This window comes from Vibrio sp. 1159 (genome assembly GCF_033340395.1).
Taxonomy (GTDB): domain Bacteria; phylum Pseudomonadota; class Gammaproteobacteria; order Enterobacterales; family Vibrionaceae; genus Vibrio; species Vibrio alginolyticus.
The window spans coordinates 17,686-32,764 of record NZ_JAWOWL010000029.1; the positions used below are offsets into that span (position 1 = coordinate 17,686).

The 15,079-nt window shown below is 44.8% G+C and carries 17 protein-coding genes; 4 read left to right on the top strand and 13 right to left on the bottom strand.

Annotated elements, in window-relative coordinates; genetic code table 11:
* Nucleotides 1-6: 6 nt before the first annotated feature.
* Together R7127_RS19365 and R7127_RS19370 are read right to left on the bottom strand one after the other, a co-directional pair.
* A complete protein-coding gene (locus R7127_RS19365) occupies nt 7-1,686 on the bottom strand; it encodes a mechanosensitive ion channel family protein (RefSeq protein ID WP_005380681.1) in 1,680 nt (559 codons plus the stop codon).
* Between the two features lie 191 nt (nt 1,687-1,877).
* Nucleotides 1,878-2,318 carry a YcgN family cysteine cluster protein gene (locus R7127_RS19370; RefSeq protein WP_005384948.1) on the bottom strand — a complete coding sequence of 147 codons (441 nt, stop codon included), beginning with the start codon at nt 2,316-2,318 and terminating at the stop codon, nt 1,878-1,880.
* A gap of 188 nt (nt 2,319-2,506) precedes the next feature.
* Between R7127_RS19370 and R7127_RS19375 the strand changes: the two genes are divergently transcribed.
* The 3 genes from R7127_RS19375 to aqpZ all read left to right on the top strand — a co-directional run bounded on the left by R7127_RS19375 (nt 2,507) and on the right by aqpZ (nt 4,068).
* Nucleotides 2,507-2,755, top strand: a complete 249-nt coding sequence (locus R7127_RS19375) for a GlsB/YeaQ/YmgE family stress response membrane protein (RefSeq protein ID WP_005380625.1) — start codon at nt 2,507-2,509, stop codon at nt 2,753-2,755.
* A 137-nt stretch (nt 2,756-2,892) separates the two neighbouring features.
* Entirely contained in the window at nt 2,893-3,141 is a 249-nt protein-coding gene (locus R7127_RS19380) for a YkgJ family cysteine cluster protein (RefSeq protein WP_017820793.1), read from the top strand.
* Between the two features lie 228 nt (nt 3,142-3,369).
* Nucleotides 3,370-4,068 carry an aquaporin Z gene (gene aqpZ, locus R7127_RS19385; protein ID WP_033907359.1) on the top strand — a complete coding sequence of 233 codons (699 nt, stop codon included), beginning with the start codon at nt 3,370-3,372 and terminating at the stop codon, nt 4,066-4,068.
* A 51-nt stretch (nt 4,069-4,119) separates the two neighbouring features.
* Here aqpZ and recR read toward each other — a convergent pair whose 3' ends face one another.
* From recR to R7127_RS19420, 7 genes are all read right to left on the bottom strand, one after another.
* Nucleotides 4,120-4,719 carry a recombination mediator RecR gene (recR, locus tag R7127_RS19390; protein ID WP_033907361.1) on the bottom strand — a complete coding sequence of 200 codons (600 nt, stop codon included), beginning with the start codon at nt 4,717-4,719 and terminating at the stop codon, nt 4,120-4,122.
* A 30-nt stretch (nt 4,720-4,749) separates the two neighbouring features.
* Nucleotides 4,750-5,079: a YbaB/EbfC family nucleoid-associated protein gene (locus R7127_RS19395; RefSeq protein WP_005380618.1), complete on the bottom strand. Its 330-nt coding sequence runs from the start codon at nt 5,077-5,079 to the stop codon at nt 4,750-4,752.
* Nucleotides 5,080-5,161: 82 nt separating this feature from the next.
* Complete coding sequence (dnaX, locus tag R7127_RS19400) at nt 5,162-7,267, bottom strand: DNA polymerase III subunit gamma/tau (protein ID WP_064376893.1); 2,106 nt, start codon at nt 7,265-7,267, stop codon at nt 5,162-5,164.
* A gap of 8 nt (nt 7,268-7,275) precedes the next feature.
* Entirely contained in the window at nt 7,276-7,821 is a 546-nt protein-coding gene (apt, locus tag R7127_RS19405) for an adenine phosphoribosyltransferase (RefSeq protein ID WP_005380615.1), read from the bottom strand.
* Nucleotides 7,822-7,983: 162 nt separating this feature from the next.
* Nucleotides 7,984-8,370, bottom strand: a complete 387-nt coding sequence (locus R7127_RS19410; RefSeq protein ID WP_080276930.1) for a YbaN family protein — start codon at nt 8,368-8,370, stop codon at nt 7,984-7,986.
* 33 nt (nt 8,371-8,403) lie between these two features.
* Nucleotides 8,404-8,535: a hypothetical protein gene (locus tag R7127_RS19415; protein WP_005380608.1), complete on the bottom strand. Its 132-nt coding sequence runs from the start codon at nt 8,533-8,535 to the stop codon at nt 8,404-8,406.
* A 223-nt stretch (nt 8,536-8,758) separates the two neighbouring features.
* On the bottom strand, nt 8,759-9,865 hold the full coding sequence (locus tag R7127_RS19420; protein WP_005380606.1) for a response regulator: 1,107 nt from the start codon (nt 9,863-9,865) through the stop codon (nt 8,759-8,761).
* Between the two features lie 289 nt (nt 9,866-10,154).
* Here R7127_RS19420 and R7127_RS19425 point away from each other — a divergent pair, with 289 nt between their 5' ends.
* Nucleotides 10,155-11,030 carry a LysR family transcriptional regulator gene (locus tag R7127_RS19425; protein ID WP_005384959.1) on the top strand — a complete coding sequence of 292 codons (876 nt, stop codon included), beginning with the start codon at nt 10,155-10,157 and terminating at the stop codon, nt 11,028-11,030.
* Between the two features lie 66 nt (nt 11,031-11,096).
* Here R7127_RS19425 and purF read toward each other — a convergent pair whose 3' ends face one another.
* The 4 genes from purF to folC form a co-directional block, all read right to left on the bottom strand.
* Entirely contained in the window at nt 11,097-12,611 is a 1,515-nt protein-coding gene (purF, locus tag R7127_RS19430; protein ID WP_005380592.1) for an amidophosphoribosyltransferase, read from the bottom strand.
* Between the two features lie 36 nt (nt 12,612-12,647).
* A complete protein-coding gene (locus tag R7127_RS19435) occupies nt 12,648-13,139 on the bottom strand; it encodes a CvpA family protein (protein ID WP_005380590.1) in 492 nt (163 codons plus the stop codon).
* A 61-nt stretch (nt 13,140-13,200) separates the two neighbouring features.
* Complete coding sequence (locus tag R7127_RS19440; RefSeq protein WP_005380588.1) at nt 13,201-13,794, bottom strand: SPOR domain-containing protein; 594 nt, start codon at nt 13,792-13,794, stop codon at nt 13,201-13,203.
* A gap of 14 nt (nt 13,795-13,808) precedes the next feature.
* Complete coding sequence (folC, locus tag R7127_RS19445) at nt 13,809-15,071, bottom strand: bifunctional tetrahydrofolate synthase/dihydrofolate synthase (RefSeq protein ID WP_017820798.1); 1,263 nt, start codon at nt 15,069-15,071, stop codon at nt 13,809-13,811.
* Between the last annotated feature and the right edge of the window lie 8 nt (nt 15,072-15,079).

Sequence of the window (15,079 nt, forward strand, 5' to 3'; positions counted from 1 at the left end):
CTGTGATTAAGCGTCTTGCTTCTCCACCATATGCAAATGCACATCTTGTTGTGGGAAAGGAATCGAAATACCTTCTCGGTCGAAGCGTAGTTTCACTTCTTTAGTCACATCCCAATATACATCCCAGTAATCATCCGTTTTTACCCAAGGGCGCACAATAAAATCTACAGAAGACGTATTTAATGTATGAACTTTGATCATTGGCTCTGGAGTGCGAAGTACCGACGGGTGAGAGGTAATGATATCAGACAATACTGACTCCGCTTTTAAGAGGTCATCCGCATAGCCAATGCCAAACACCATATCCACGCGGCGAATGCGTTCATGCGTGACGTTCTTAATAACATCTCCCCAGATTTTGCTGTTAGGAACAATAATAATTTGGTTATCAAACGTACGGATTGTGGTGTTCACCAAACTCATATGGCTTACCTTGCCATCCACACCGCCAGCATACACAAAATCACCAACATCAAATGGGCGATAAATAAGCAGCATCATACCCGCCGCGAAGTTGGATAACGTGTCTTGCAACGCGAAACCAATAATCACACCAGCAATACCGAAACCGGTTAGGATTGGCGCTAGGTTCAAACCAAGCTGAGATAAGCCCACCATGATACCGATCACCCACACGAATTTGCCGGACATCGAGATAAAGAAGTCCTGCATCAAGTGGGAAAGTTTTAAGTTTTTCGATGCAACTGCTTTACGGACGACTTTGCGAGTTAACTTAGCCAGTCCGCGAGCGATCAATAAAATCAGCGCAAAAACAAACAACTGGAAGATATGCTGCGGTGCATTCTCGGCAAACCAATCCAGTGCCGAGTTGGACCAGTGACTCAGTATTGACCACACAACTTTGGTATTCAGTAAATCATGGGTGATATTACCCGTCACTTCAAAAATTTGGCGCTTGTATTCAGACGTTTCTAAACCGACTTTATCACCAATTGAAATCAGGTTGCGTAAGCTTTCTGTCGCAATATTTAGCCTTTGTTTAGTAATGAGCTGACTAAGTTGCAACGACGCTTTTTCCGACTCTGGGCTAGACGAAAGTTGGGAGCCAATGATCTCACTTTGCTGACTCAAGTACTCAATTGAAGCAGACAGTAAGCGCATACGTTTATCAATTTTATCTTTTAATTCCGCTTCTGCGCGCTCGTTTTGGGCCCCTAGCTCCTTCAACCAAGCGAGATTTTGCCAGCTCGAATCGAAGCTAACATCAAGATAACGCTGTAGCTCTCGATAATCATTAACAAGAGCAAGCTTCTCTTCATCCTTAGCCTTATTTAAATCCTCGACGACTTTCTTTATTTTTTCCGATAGATAGTTCGTCGCGTCCTCAGAGTATTGTTCTTGTTTTTTAACTAGCAAGATCAGCTTGTCGCGAGAGATAGTTTCACGTTCAATCGCTGACGCTAACTGGCTTCTTAATTCTTCATTCTTTTGGAATAGTTGCAGTTGAAGGGCATCACGCTCGTCGCCACTCGCTTGCGAGAGGCTTTGGGATAAATCCACAATCTCTCGGTTCAAGTTGTCAATCGAGATTTCGGCAGCAGAAGGCTCTTGGATGTCGTCAGTAGCAGTCGCATGAACAGCCATTGGGGAGAACATAATGACGGCAAGTGCGAATAATGTCACCCAAGATGTCAGGCGCAGTTTCTGGGGGAAATGAAACGTCATGTTTACCTCATAGGGAACAATCCTGATCAAAACAATCAGAAATAGAAGTGTAAAGCGTTGAAATCATACTCCTAAGTTTACAACACTAAATAATAAACTGAGCAGCATTTCGTTAGCGAGACGTCAAAGTTGGGAGCCCCAATAGCAAACAAGCCTTTCATTTAATCAATGAAAGGCTTGTTTTTATTCGACTAAGGACGGTTGGGATGATTTAAAATATGGTCTTCCCAATCCACCACATCAATCTCGTAAACGACTTTGTTACGGACACTTTCCCCTGCCGCATGCATTGCGGACTTAGAGCCTGTAATCAACGGATGCCATTCTGGTAAAGGCTGCTTTTCAGCCAACAGACGGTAAGCGCACGTGTGTGGCAGCCAAGTAAAATCGTCGATGTCTTCTCGGGTCAGCTTGGTGCACTCTTCACCCGAAGTGAAACGGTTTGGGTAATCCTTACATGAACACGTTTTACTGTTCAGCCAGCTACAAGCCACATTGGTATAGTAGATTTCATCGGTATCTTCATCCATCAGCTTATGCAAACAACATTTGCCACAACCATCACAGAGAGATTCCCATTCCTCTTCTGTCATCTGCTCTAACGATTTACTTTGCCAAAATGGAGTGCTCATACTTCAGGTCTCACCAAGGGAATTTAGGGGGCGATTTATACTCTTCTCAACGCAAAAGTTCAAGTTTTGAGAAGATCTTGCATCCTTCCCACATAACGGTGGAGATATTCAACTACTTTCGTTTTACTGTTCTATCCTTAAACAAGTTTCCATTACTCAATTGATCAAGAAGGCATTAAGGAGTTTTCATGGGTATTATTTCTTGGATTATTTTGGGCTTAATCGCCGGCGCACTTGCTAAATGGCTCATGCCAGGAAAAGATGGGGGCGGTTGGATTGCAACAATGTTACTTGGTATTGCAGGGGCATTTGTAGGTGGCTTCCTTGGCGGCATTCTCGGTTTCGGCGGAGCAACTGGCGTCAACATTGGTAGTATCATTACCGCAACACTAGGCGCATTTATTCTGTTGTTTGTTTATAACCGTTTCTTAAAATAATCACGATGATTTAAAAGCAAAAAACCAAAAAGGGAGCGTAATGTTAAGCGCGCCCTTTTATTTTTTTCTTTCTTCACTCTTCCAATCCACGTCAAAATGACCATAATTGCCCCCTTAATTTTTAAGAGGTTTACATTATGGATTGTCGATTAGGATGTGGAGCGTGCTGTATTGCGCCAAGTATCTCTTCACCAATACCTGGAATGCCCAAGGGCAAACCTGCAGGTGTTCGTTGTGTGCAACTCAACGACGACAATTTGTGCAAGCTATTTGGTAAGCCTGAACGCCCTAAAGTCTGTCACGATTTTAAACCGTGTCCGATTGTATGCGGCAACACCAATCAAGAAGCACTCGACAACATCACTGAATTAGAACAATTGACGTAATGCGACTCTAGACCACACGTTTAAAGTTAGTACCTCGGTTGTTTCTCTCCGAGGCAGTAATCAAAGCCAACTCAAGATTTAGCACTCCCCCCTCAGCCTTTTATCTCACCCTTGAGAACTCTTGCCACATAGCGTCCCATTTGCGGTTTTCGCGCGATCTCCCTCACAATTTATTGACAATTCTCGACTATGTTCAGCGGGTCATTTAATTAAAGATCAGGAAAGAACATGAATAAGTATTTGGCTGAGGCTTTTGGCACGTTCTGGCTAGTGTTAGGCGGCTGTGGTAGCGCGGTGTTGGCTGCGGTTTTCCCTGAAGTGGGTATTGGTCTGTTGGGCGTTTCTTTGGCATTCGGTTTAACCGTTCTGACGATGGCATTTGCTATCGGTCATATTTCAGGTTGTCACTTGAACCCTGCAGTGACAGTTGGCCTTTGGGCTGGCGGTCGTTTTGAGACAAAAGACGTTGCTCCCTACATCATCTCACAGGTGATCGGCGGGCTTATCGCAGGTGGCGTGCTTTACGTTATTGCATCTGGACAAGCAGGATTCGATGTTGTGGGTTCTCGCTTTGCCGCCAATGGTTATGGTGAACACTCTCCAGGCCAATACTCGATGATCGCTGCACTTGTGACTGAAGTTGTCATGACGATGATGTTCCTGATTGTCATTATGGGTGCAACAGACAAACGTGCGCCACAAGGCTTTGCACCTATCGCAATTGGCCTGTGTTTGACTCTCATTCACCTGATCAGCATTCCTGTCACCAATACGTCAGTAAACCCTGCTCGTAGCACGGCAGTCGCAGTATATGTGGGTGACTGGGCGGTTTCTCAGCTATGGCTGTTCTGGATTGCTCCTATTGTGGGTGGCGTGCTTGGTGCAGTTATCTACAAAAATCTTCTTGGTAAAGAATCGAACGATTAATCGTTCCTAACTCCCAAAATCAAAAAAGCCGCTGAATTCAGCGGCTTTTTATTAAATTCTGTGTCGACCTAATAGCGAATGTGACAACGTCGTGCCATCAACAAGCTCTAGCTCCCCACCGACAGGCACACCATGCGCGATGCGGCTGGCATCAACTTGGTGCTCTTTACATAGCTCTGCGATGTAGTGGGCAGTGGCTTCACCTTCAACTGTTGGGTTTGTCGCCAAAATCACTTCGGTAACATCACCGCGACGTAAGCGGTAATCAAGGACATCCAACCCAATATCACTTGGACCAATACCATCTAATGGCGACAAATGCCCCATAAGAACAAAATACCGACCAGAATATTGGCCTGTTGCTTCAACGGCTGCGATGTCTGCCGGGCTTTCTACCACACAAATTTGACCATTTTCTTGGCGTTTTGGGTTGGTACAAATGTGACAGACTTCTTCTTCGGTGAAGGTTCGACACTCAGTACAATGACCTATTTCTGTCATTGCCTGACTAAGCGCATCTGCAAGCTGCAAACCGCCTTTTCTATCGCGCTGTAACAAATGAAAGGCCATACGCTGCGCTGACTTGGGGCCAACCCCAGGTAGACAACGTAAGGCCTCCATCAATTGTTCCAGCATATGACTGGTACGCATTAAAAGTCCGCTTAATTAAATATCAGCAGATTAGAATGGCATTTTCATGCCTGGTGGTAGTTGCATACCGCCAGTTACAGAAGCCATTTTCTCTTTTTGAGTTTCTTCAACACGACGGGCTGCATCGTTGAACGCCGCAGCGATAAGATCTTCAAGCATTTCTTTGTCGTCTTCCATCAAACTTTCATCGATGTCAACACGACGTACGCTGTGACTACCAGTGATAGTAACTTTAACTAGGCCAGCACCAGACTCGCCAGTTACTTCCATATTCGCGATTTCTTCTTGAAGCTTTTGCATGCGATCTTGCATTTGCTGGGCTTGCTTCATTAGGTTGCCCATACCGCCTTTACCAAACATGTTTATCTCTCTGGTTTAATGAGGTGTTGCATCAATTAATGGGGTTATACCTTTGGGTTTTCAACCCCATTCCATTCGATTATTAGATAGGGCGCACACTATCTTTATCAAGCTCTGCAGCAAAACGACGTTCAATAAATTGAACATTTGGATCGTTTTCTAAACTGTTCAGCGCTTGCTGTAATTTCTCTTGGTAGAGCCTATCTCTCAGTTCAAGTGGTGTTTCTCCACTCTCCCCTATTTCGATGCTCATGTGGCACTCTTCACCCAACACGGTATTAAGTGCTTTAAGCAATTCGGCTTGAGCTCTATCAGTATTCAAATGAGCTTGGCTGCTTCTCAATAGTAACGAAACGGTTGTTCCTTCCTTACTATAATGAGAGTTTAGCGCAAGTTGCTCTACCAGCTTAGGGATCTCCATTAAGCTGATTAGCTTCGCCCATTCATTATGTTCTAATGACTCATCGATGAGCTTTTGTGCCATTTCAGGCGTTTTCTCATGCTCAAGTGCCTGCTTGAGCTGCGTAGGTGTCAGTTTTGTATTTACTTTTGTCTCAACAGGCTTGCTTGGACGCCAGCGATACGCTTCCTCAACTTGTGGCTCCGTCGACTTCGGAGCTAAGTTTGGCGACACCTGCGCGGAATTGCCATGCAATTGCGCTACTCGGTCGATAACCGATTCTGGTTGTGCAGATGCCGCTTTAGGCTTTTTTGAGCCACCATTTTGAGGAGTATTCTGTTGTAGGCCTTGACGCTGAGAACGTAATTGGTGACGTAAACCGCTTAGACCACCGCGCGCTGGTGTTGAAACGCTCTCTTGCATTTGTTGAGGTGGCGTTTCATGCTGCGGCGCTGGGTTTTCACTCATCGGCGGCGCCATATCATACTGTGGTGGAACCGTCTCATATCCACTCGCTTGATACTCAGGTTGCGAACTGGATGAAGGTTGAGGCGCCACTTGTGGTGTGCTTTGTGCTGGACTCGGCTGTTGAGCTCGAGGGGCAGCTGCGGTCTGAGCTGGCGCAGCCTTTGATTGACTGGCACTTTGAACTGGGGCTGAAGCTGATTCGCAGTTACTGGAAACAACATTTGCCCCACTGTTACTTGATGGGCGGAACGCCATCATACGCAGCACAATCATTTCCAGACCGACTCGCCCATTTGGCGAGAGAGTCAAATCTTCACGACCTTTCAATGCAATTTGGTAGTAAAGCTGAACGTCTTGCGGACTTAGTGCTTTACTCAACAACTCGATTTTTTCTGCATCTGGCTGCGCTCGGTCTAGCGACGCTGGCAGCGCTTGATACATCGCAATTCGATGAAGCTGTGTTGCGACTTGCTGCAACAAACCATCCCACTCAACACCATTTGCTGCTAATTGCTGGATTTTATCCATGGCTTGTTGAGGTTGCTTGCTGCTGATTGACTCTAGTAAGTGAATCGCTTGGTCGGTATCAATCGTCCCCAACATGTGGCTGACAATATCGGTTTGCACCGCACCGTTACCTAATGCAATTGCTTGATCAGTCAAGCTGAGAGCATCACGCATACTGCCATCTGCAGCATGTGAGATCATACCCAACGCTTTTGGCTCTGCTGAAACTTGCTCTTGACCTAGGATGTAATCAAGTTGCTGGTGAATCTCATCAACGCTGATTGGTTTCAGATGAAACTGAAGACAACGCGACAATATAGTGACAGGCAGCTTTTGTGGATCAGTTGTTGCGAGTAAGAACTTCACATACTCTGGCGGCTCTTCCAGGGTTTTCAACAACGCGTTGAAAGAGTGACGCGATAGCATGTGCACCTCATCGATGAGGTACACTTTAAAACGTCCACGAGCAGGTTTGTATTGAACGTTGTCTAACAGTTCACGAGTGTCTTCAACTTTAGTACGTGATGCTGCGTCGATTTCAAGAAGATCGACAAAGCGACCTTCATCAATTTCACGACAAGTATCACACTTACCACAAGGTGTCGCGGTAATGCCGGTTTCGCAGTTCAAGCCTTTGGCAAACAGCCTACCGATACTCGTTTTACCCACACCACGAGTCCCGCTGAACAGATAAGCATGGTGTAAACGGTTTTGCGCCAGTGCGTTTTCCAACGCCGTCAGGACATGTTTTTGTCCGACAACTTGGTCAAACTGATTAGGACGCCATTTTCGCGCTAAAGCTAAATAACTCATTGAATGTATTAATGTCCTTCAAAATCGCAGATGCTGTACACGTTTAGACCTAGTGCTTCTAAACGTTTATCGCCACCGATTTCTGGTAGGTTGATAACGAACGCAGCGTGCTCAACTTCACCACCCAGTTGGCGAATCAGCTTAGTCGTCGCTTCAATAGTACCGCCCGTTGCCAATAAATCGTCGACAACCAGTACTTTGTCGCCTTCAACGATGGCATCTGTATGGATTTCTAGTGTATCAACGCCGTATTCAAGCTCATAAGATTGAGCAACAGTAGGGCGTGGTAGCTTGCCTGGTTTACGCACTGGTACAAAACCAACACCTAGCTCAAGCGCTAAAGGCGCGCCAAATAGAAAGCCACGAGCTTCCGTACCCACAACCTTGGTAAAGCCCATATCTTTGTAACGTTCAACAAGTAAGTTGATCGTCGCTTGGTATGCTTTTGCGTCTTCAAGAAGGCTCGTCACATCACGAAATAGAATGCCTGGCTTTGGGTAGTCTTGGATGCTTTTGATGCTAGATTTGATCAGTGAAATTGTTTCTGTAGTCATAATACCGATTTACTTAGATTGGCTCATCGCCCTCTCTAATCGCAGTATCACGAGGGCAACGAACAATAGGTTTTCACCACTATGTGCTTATTTTCGTAAAAGTCACAGGCGCTGAAAATACAAACGCCCACTCGAAGAGCGGGCACACTATTCTCTACAATCTTAGTGATTTTCTTCTCGGTCAGCAACCAACTCAATCACAGGCAGACGCATAAACCAGCTGAGTAAAACGATTAGCATCACTAAAAGACCAATTTTTACCCAAACGAGGGGGACAACAACGATTGAAACCATGAAACTAAGCGCAATAAAAATCGCACCACGCTTTTTTACTTTTGAAGTAACAGCCCGATGCTTATGCCAATTGTCGAGAATGGGTCCAAACGTTTTGTGGTTATGTAACCATTGATGAAATGCGGGGCTACCACGCATAAAACATGCGCTAGCAAGCAAAATAAAAGGTGTGGTGGGTAACAGTGGAAGGGCTATGCCGGCTATGCCGAGCACAATACAGAGTCCACCAACAGTATTGAAAAAGTAACGCTTAATACGAATGGTGAACTCCGGTACAAAATAGCTAGATTAAAAGCCTGCGTAACCATTCATTACACGAAGCCAGGTTAGCGTTGCAGGAAGTGTTGGGATCAAAAGAACTGCAATAAAACCTAAAAAGTAAAAAATATTATAAGGCTCTTTAAAATCTTTGTCTGCCATGATGTGTCTTCTCACTAGTTGACTTTGCTTCTCCCAAGGCACAGCGTTAAATTATCGTTGCACAAATGGGTCATTATTGTTTTAAGCGCTGACTATACATTAAACAGCCAAATCTAAACACCAGTAAAAAGTAAGGTTATTAAACTAAACGTATGTTGTGTTGGTGGTTCTAAAAAGATAATAAGCAGCGTAAGGACGCTGCTTATTGGTTTGCAAGTCATAATTATACTAGTCGGGATTTCCGGGTAATACTTAAACTAAAACTTGAAGAACCTAAACACCCGATAGATAACTGTCCTGCAACACTAAGCGGTAAATCGCGGGTGATGAAGTTTTTCATACTTCCTCCCCCTAAACGGTTACCTGCTGCGATGTGTTGATTCGTATTTCCGTCAGACCAATGGCTATCTAAACCCGCAGGCAATATAGAGACCGAGGATGAAGCGAGGTCGGCGACACCAAACACAGCATTGACTGCACCCGCACACTCCGAACACTCAATTCCTTTTTCAATGATCCCTACCATGTCCTTGAGATCAGCACTGAAACTTTTCAAGTTACGGAGATAGTCGTCAAACAATGCCCTAACGAGCAATGTCGTCGCAACTCCATCATTAGCTTGAGAAGCAGAATCAACGAGATAAAACGCAAATTGACCATTCATTAACCAACGATAATCGAAAACCAAGGGCATCACATCCGTTGATTGCAATAAACGGTACGAGCAGCGCCAATCTCCCTGAGCAGCATCCTTCTCTGGCAATAGCGCTTGCAGTAAATCTCTTGCCGCACTCGGATTCTGTTGTAAATATTCCAGATGCCAATATAGCTCTTGTTCATCTGGGATTTCACCACCATCATCAACCCTGAACCACTGACTTGAAAAGTCACGTTGTTCTGAGAAGTGGCTATCGGTATCTTCTAGCGTATTCTCTATCGCCTGAGATAGGTGCTCATAATTACCTATCGGTTTAGGAAGAAAATCTTTAATACCAAATCGCAACGCTTTCGCGACATCGGACATTTCATCCGTGCCTGATACCACGATAAGCGGCATATATGGGTATTCGAGACTAACTTCTTCGACGAACTCGATACCATCTAAGACCGGCATCGATAAATCACATAAGATAAGATCGGGTTGGCATTCCCTGAGTTGTTGAAGCGCTTCTAGGCCGTTTTCTGCTTCTACTACTTTAAAACCCTGACTTTCTAAATAGGCATTGGTTACTTTACGAAATATTGGATCATCGTCCACCAACATTATTAGTTTTTGATTAATCACTTCCTGTGCCGAGACCATTGCCGTTTGACTGTGAGTCTTAAACATACCTTTATCCCTCACAAAGCTCAGTCAAAAAAACAGATTTATTATTAAGTCATTATTTTTGTTGTGTTTACTTCCAGCAAAACGTGTCACAGCAAGACCTGAGGCCGCTTTGCCTTGTTATAAAACTTAGCTCGGAAACTGCATTAATACAAATATTACGGCGTATAACAGTATTTACTCAAACAGGGTTGCTGTGTTCAAATGATGCAACATGTTGACTTAAAGCAAGCTTTGATCACAAAGTTAATTATAAATTAACCGTAATCGGTAATTTAATGTGTCTGGAAATATGAAATTAGATGACTTAAACCTGTTTCGACTGGTTGTCGAAAATGGGAGCTACACCGCAACTTCGCGAAAAACCATGATCCCGGTTGCGACCATCACCCGACGCATTCAAGCGCTAGAAGACTCTGTCAATCTTCGACTATTGAACCGTCATGCTCGCAAACTCTCGCTCACTGAAGCAGGGGAACGTTTTTACCATGAGTGCTCTCCTTTACTACAAAGGCTAACAACCGCAGCAGAGGAAATCACTGACGACTGCCGAGGAGCATCCGGCAAGATTAAGATATCCGCGCCTTATAACTTAACTAAACGAATGATGATGCCGATGTTCAACAGCTTTATGAAGCAGTACCCGGACATCAACATTGAGCTAACGACAGAGAATAATGCGGACAAGCTTGACCCTACTGAATGGGATGTAATTTTTCGAGTGGGACCGCAACGCGACTCTAGCCTCATCGCGCGTAAGATTGGCGAAGTGAAGGATATTCTCGTTGCAAGCCCTGACTATCTAACCTCGAATCCTGCGCCACATCATGCAGAAGAGCTCTCTAACCATTCATTGCTAAAAGGGTACCCACTTATTAAGTGGACCTTGATTAATAGCAAAGGCGAGTCTGTGGTGAATGTTGATCGTGGTCGTTTTCAAGCAAACGCGCTCAATGTGGTGCGCAGCGCTTGTTCCGAAGGTTTAGGCATCACACTAATGCCAGATGTCATGATCAAAGAGTACATCGAGAGCGGCGATTTGGTACGCGTACTGCCAGATTGGAGTGCAAACCCGCGCGACATTTATATGCTTTACAACCACAAAGACCACCTGCCAGAGAAAGTTCGCCTCTTTATTGACTTTGTGATCGCTTATAACATTCACTAATTAAGTAGCGAAAACAAAAAACCAGAGCCGAAGCTCTGGTTTTTTTACGACTTAAGAAAACGCACCCTATGCGCCTTCGTTATGAAGCTCTAGGTTTGCTAAATCCTGTTGGATTTCAAGTTGTGTTTTCGCATCATCATTACGAAGACCATCCAAAAAGTCTAGGTATTGTTGGTCAATATCACCCGTTACGTATTCGCCGTTAAACACGGATGTATCGAACTGAGTAATATCTTGGTTTCCAAGACCGACCGCCTCTACCAAATCTTCTAGACGTTGATAAATAAGCGCATCGGCACCAATCTGCTTACAAATTGTATCGTTGTCACGGCCATGGGCAATAAGCTCTGTAGCACTTGGCATATCAATGCCGTATACGTTCGGGAAACGAACTTCAGGAGCCGCTGAGACCATGTACACTTTCTTGGCACCAGAATCACGAGCCATCTCAATAATCTGCTCTGACGTTGTACCTCGAACAATAGAGTCATCCACCAGCAACACATTCTTACCTTTGAATTCCGAACGAATAGCATTCAACTTGCGACGTACTGATTTCTTACGTTGTTGCTGGCCAGGCATGATAAACGTACGTCCAACATAACGGTTTTTCACGAAACCCTGGCGATAAGGGATATCGATCGCTTGAGCGATTTGCAGTGCAATGTCGCAAGACGTTTCAGGGATAGGAATGACAACATCGATATCAAGGTTTGCGTAATCTTCACGAATACGTTCGCCCAGCTTTTTACCCATTTCAACGCGAGCACTGTATACCGAAATTTTATCGATGAACGAATCTGGACGAGCAAAGTACACGAACTCGAAAATACAAGGGTTCAGCTTAGGATTATCTGCACACTGCTTCGTGTAAAGCTCACCGTCAAACGTTGCGTAAATCGCTTCACCAGGTGCAACATCACGGACGAAATCAAAACCGACCGCATCCAATGCCACCGATTCAGACGCAACCATGTACTCTGCTCTGCCGTTAACTTCACGCTTACCTAAACAGAGCGGGCGAATACCGTGTGGGTCACGAAATGCAATCATACCATGACCAATGATCATGGCGGTCACAGCATAAGCACCGCGAATTGTGCGATGAACATTGGTAACTGCGCGGAATACGTCTTCGGTCGTGACATTTCCTTTTACTGAGTCAATTTCGTGCGCCAGTACATTTAGTAATACTTCAGAGTCTGAAGTGGTATTGATATGACGGCGATCTTTTTCAAACAGCTTCTGACGAACTTCGTTAGCGTTAGTCAAGTTACCGTTGTGGGCAAGTGTAATACCGAAAGGAGAGTTTACGTAGAAAGGTTGAGCTTCTGAAGCGCTTGAACTGCCTGCTGTAGGGTAACGAACATGACCAATTCCGACCTCGCCTTGCAGGCGTTGCATGTGTCTTGCTTCAAATACATCCTTGACTAAACCGTTCGCCTTACGCAGACGAAAACGATTGCTTTCTATGGTACAAATACCAGCGGCATCTTGGCCACGATGCTGTAACACCGTTAACGCGTCATAAATAGACTGGTTTACAGGCGTTGTGCCCACGATTCCAACAATACCACACATGTCCTAATCCTCGATTTGCGACAGTAGCTGGCACTACTAGATAGTGCCAGACAGAAAACTTGATGTTGCTTGTAAATGCTCGAAGAATGGGGCGATGATACGGCTGAACTCAGGGATCAACTGTGAATCTTTCCACCAATCCGAGCTTGGGAATGCAGTAAACGCATCCATAAAAAACAGCACCGCAGAAACAATTAAGACTCCGCGTAGACCACCAAATACAATCCCGAGAATTCGGTCCGTACCTGATAGCCCTGTTTTTTGTACCAGTTGACCAATGACGTAATTCACCACTGCACCAACTACCAAGGTTGCGACAAATAACGCCGCGATCGCCGCTCCGTTACGAAACATATCATCTTCGATGTTGGTGAAGTACACCGCCAATTTGGCATAGTAATTACTGGAGATAAAAAACGCTCCGAACCAAATCACCAAAGACAAAGCTTCTTTAGCAAAACCGCGAACTAAACTGATCAGAGCTGAAAATCCGATCACACCTAAAATGATAAAATCTATCCAATTCATCTTTTCTTCATCTTAAGTTGGCGCGCATTTTAACAGAAAAAATGCTGACGCAAACGTTTTCTTATGGATTTAATGGCTTAAATTTAAGCAATTGACCTTTTGAACCTGTAATTTTTTGTAATTCTTGAACTTGTCGTTCAAGTTTACTTTTTGACACATCAGGGCCAACAATCACTCTCGTAAACTCGTTTTCTTTCTTTGTGTGAGCTTGATAACCACGCTTTTGCAAATCCGCGACAAGCGCGACAGCATTTTCGTGATTCTTAAGTGCCATCAACTGAATGATCCAAGCTGAATCTTCATATTGATTTTTCTCTTGAACAGGACGAGTGACGACCTCAACTTGCTCTGGTTGTTTGATGACCTCAGGTTTAGATGTTGGCACTGGCTCGGGCTCAGAAACGGCTACTTGAGCATCCTCACGTTCTTGCACTACAGCTTCAACCGGAGAATCCGGTAACGTAATGTCGTCTTCCACTGGCTCTAGTATTTCGAAGTTTTCCACATCACTATCAAGTTCTGGTTTGATAGGAATACTGGCAAATTCTTCTTTGTAGTGCAGTTTCTTACCATCTAGCACATCGGGAAGAACAATGACTCCGACTGCGACTAGAATGATGGTGCCGACTAAACGACTTTGGAATTTACTTGCCATCAAAATACCTTTACTTATTTATTATTTGATTGCCAATGTTCCAATACCTCTCCGACGGTATGGAATGAGCCAACCACCAGAATAACGTCTCCTGTCTTTGCGTGGCTTCTCGCACTCTCGAAGGCGTCAACAGGGTTTTCAAAATGAACTTGCCCATCAGGTAAGTATTGGCACAATTCATCAGCGGTCGCCGCTCTCGGTCCAGTAAGCGACGCTGGATACCATTGTGTTGCAACTGGAGTTAGAGCTTCAATGGTTGCTTTAATGTCCTTGTCATGCAGCATTGCAACCACAATATGGATATTCTTACCCAGATATTGTTGCTTCACTCTCTCTACCAAATACTCAGCAGAGTGCGGGTTATGAGCGACATCAAGGACTATTTCAGGTTCGTGATGCAGTACCTGCATACGCCCCGCCAAACGAGCATTATTCAAGCCATTGACAATATTTATGTCAGTGATTTGCAATTCCGAAGCCCCTAGTGCCATCAGTGCAGTGGCTGCATTTTGTAATGGTAGCGATGGGATTGGTAAATCCTCTAACTCAAATGCCCCACTGCTCCATTTCCAACCATTATCAGTTAGTTGGTAATCGTACTGAATACCTACTTGGAAGAACTCAGAACCAATATCGTCAGCATGAGCCGCCACGGTCGCTGGTGGCGTCGGTTGACCACAAATTGCTGGCTTCCCTGAACGGTAAATGCCCGCTTTTTCAAAACCAATAACATTGATGTCATCACCAAGCCAATCCACATGATCGATCGCTAAGCTCGTAATAACAGAAACATCATGGTCAACAACGTTAGTGGCGTCTAGACGGCCGCCAAGTCCTACTTCAAGTAAGACAACGTCAACTTTCTCTACTTGGAAAATACGTAGCGCAGCAAGCGTACCGAATTCAAAGAGGCTAAGGCTAACATCACCACGCTGCTTTTCTACATAATCGAATGCTTCACAGTGCTTGGCATCTACAACGTCAACGCCATTAATGCGTACACGCTCGTTGTAACGAATCAGGTGCGGAGAACTATAAACACCGACTGAATAGCCAGCATCAAGTAAAATGGCTTCCATTAACGCACACGTTGAGCCTTTGCCATTGGTTCCGGCAACGGTGATTACGGTTGGAGCTGGTTTGGTAAGATTGGCTTTGTTTGCTACCGCTTGGACACGGTCTAAGCCTAGATCAATTGCTGAGGAATGAATATTTGCTAAATAATCAAGCCACATCTCTAATGAAGATGTGGCTTGAGGAATTGGGTTTTGGGTCATCTAACTTT

Excerpts from the sequence above, each read along its gene's own strand:
- R7127_RS19365 (WP_005380681.1), bottom strand. The coding sequence starts at position 1,686 with ATGACGTTTCATTTCCCCCAGAAACTGCGCCTGACATCTTGGGTGACA.
- R7127_RS19370 (WP_005384948.1), bottom strand. The coding sequence starts at position 2,318 with ATGAGCACTCCATTTTGGCAAAGTAAATCGTTAGAGCAGATGACAGAA.
- R7127_RS19375 (WP_005380625.1), top strand. The coding sequence starts at position 2,507 with ATGGGTATTATTTCTTGGATTATTTTGGGCTTAATCGCCGGCGCACTT.
- R7127_RS19380 (WP_017820793.1), top strand. The coding sequence starts at position 2,893 with ATGGATTGTCGATTAGGATGTGGAGCGTGCTGTATTGCGCCAAGTATC.
- aqpZ (WP_033907359.1), top strand. The coding sequence starts at position 3,370 with ATGAATAAGTATTTGGCTGAGGCTTTTGGCACGTTCTGGCTAGTGTTA.
- recR (WP_033907361.1), bottom strand. The coding sequence starts at position 4,719 with ATGCGTACCAGTCATATGCTGGAACAATTGATGGAGGCCTTACGTTGT.
- R7127_RS19395 (WP_005380618.1), bottom strand. The coding sequence starts at position 5,079 with ATGTTTGGTAAAGGCGGTATGGGCAACCTAATGAAGCAAGCCCAGCAA.
- dnaX (WP_064376893.1), bottom strand. The coding sequence starts at position 7,267 with ATGAGTTATTTAGCTTTAGCGCGAAAATGGCGTCCTAATCAGTTTGAC.
- apt (WP_005380615.1), bottom strand. The coding sequence starts at position 7,821 with ATGACTACAGAAACAATTTCACTGATCAAATCTAGCATCAAAAGCATC.
- R7127_RS19415 (WP_005380608.1), bottom strand. The coding sequence starts at position 8,535 with ATGGCAGACAAAGATTTTAAAGAGCCTTATAATATTTTTTACTTTTTA.
- R7127_RS19420 (WP_005380606.1), bottom strand. The coding sequence starts at position 9,865 with ATGTTTAAGACTCACAGTCAAACGGCAATGGTCTCGGCACAGGAAGTG.
- R7127_RS19425 (WP_005384959.1), top strand. The coding sequence starts at position 10,155 with ATGAAATTAGATGACTTAAACCTGTTTCGACTGGTTGTCGAAAATGGG.
- purF (WP_005380592.1), bottom strand. The coding sequence starts at position 12,611 with ATGTGTGGTATTGTTGGAATCGTGGGCACAACGCCTGTAAACCAGTCT.
- R7127_RS19435 (WP_005380590.1), bottom strand. The coding sequence starts at position 13,139 with ATGAATTGGATAGATTTTATCATTTTAGGTGTGATCGGATTTTCAGCT.
- R7127_RS19440 (WP_005380588.1), bottom strand. The coding sequence starts at position 13,794 with ATGGCAAGTAAATTCCAAAGTCGTTTAGTCGGCACCATCATTCTAGTC.
- folC (WP_017820798.1), bottom strand. The coding sequence starts at position 15,071 with ATGACCCAAAACCCAATTCCTCAAGCCACATCTTCATTAGAGATGTGG.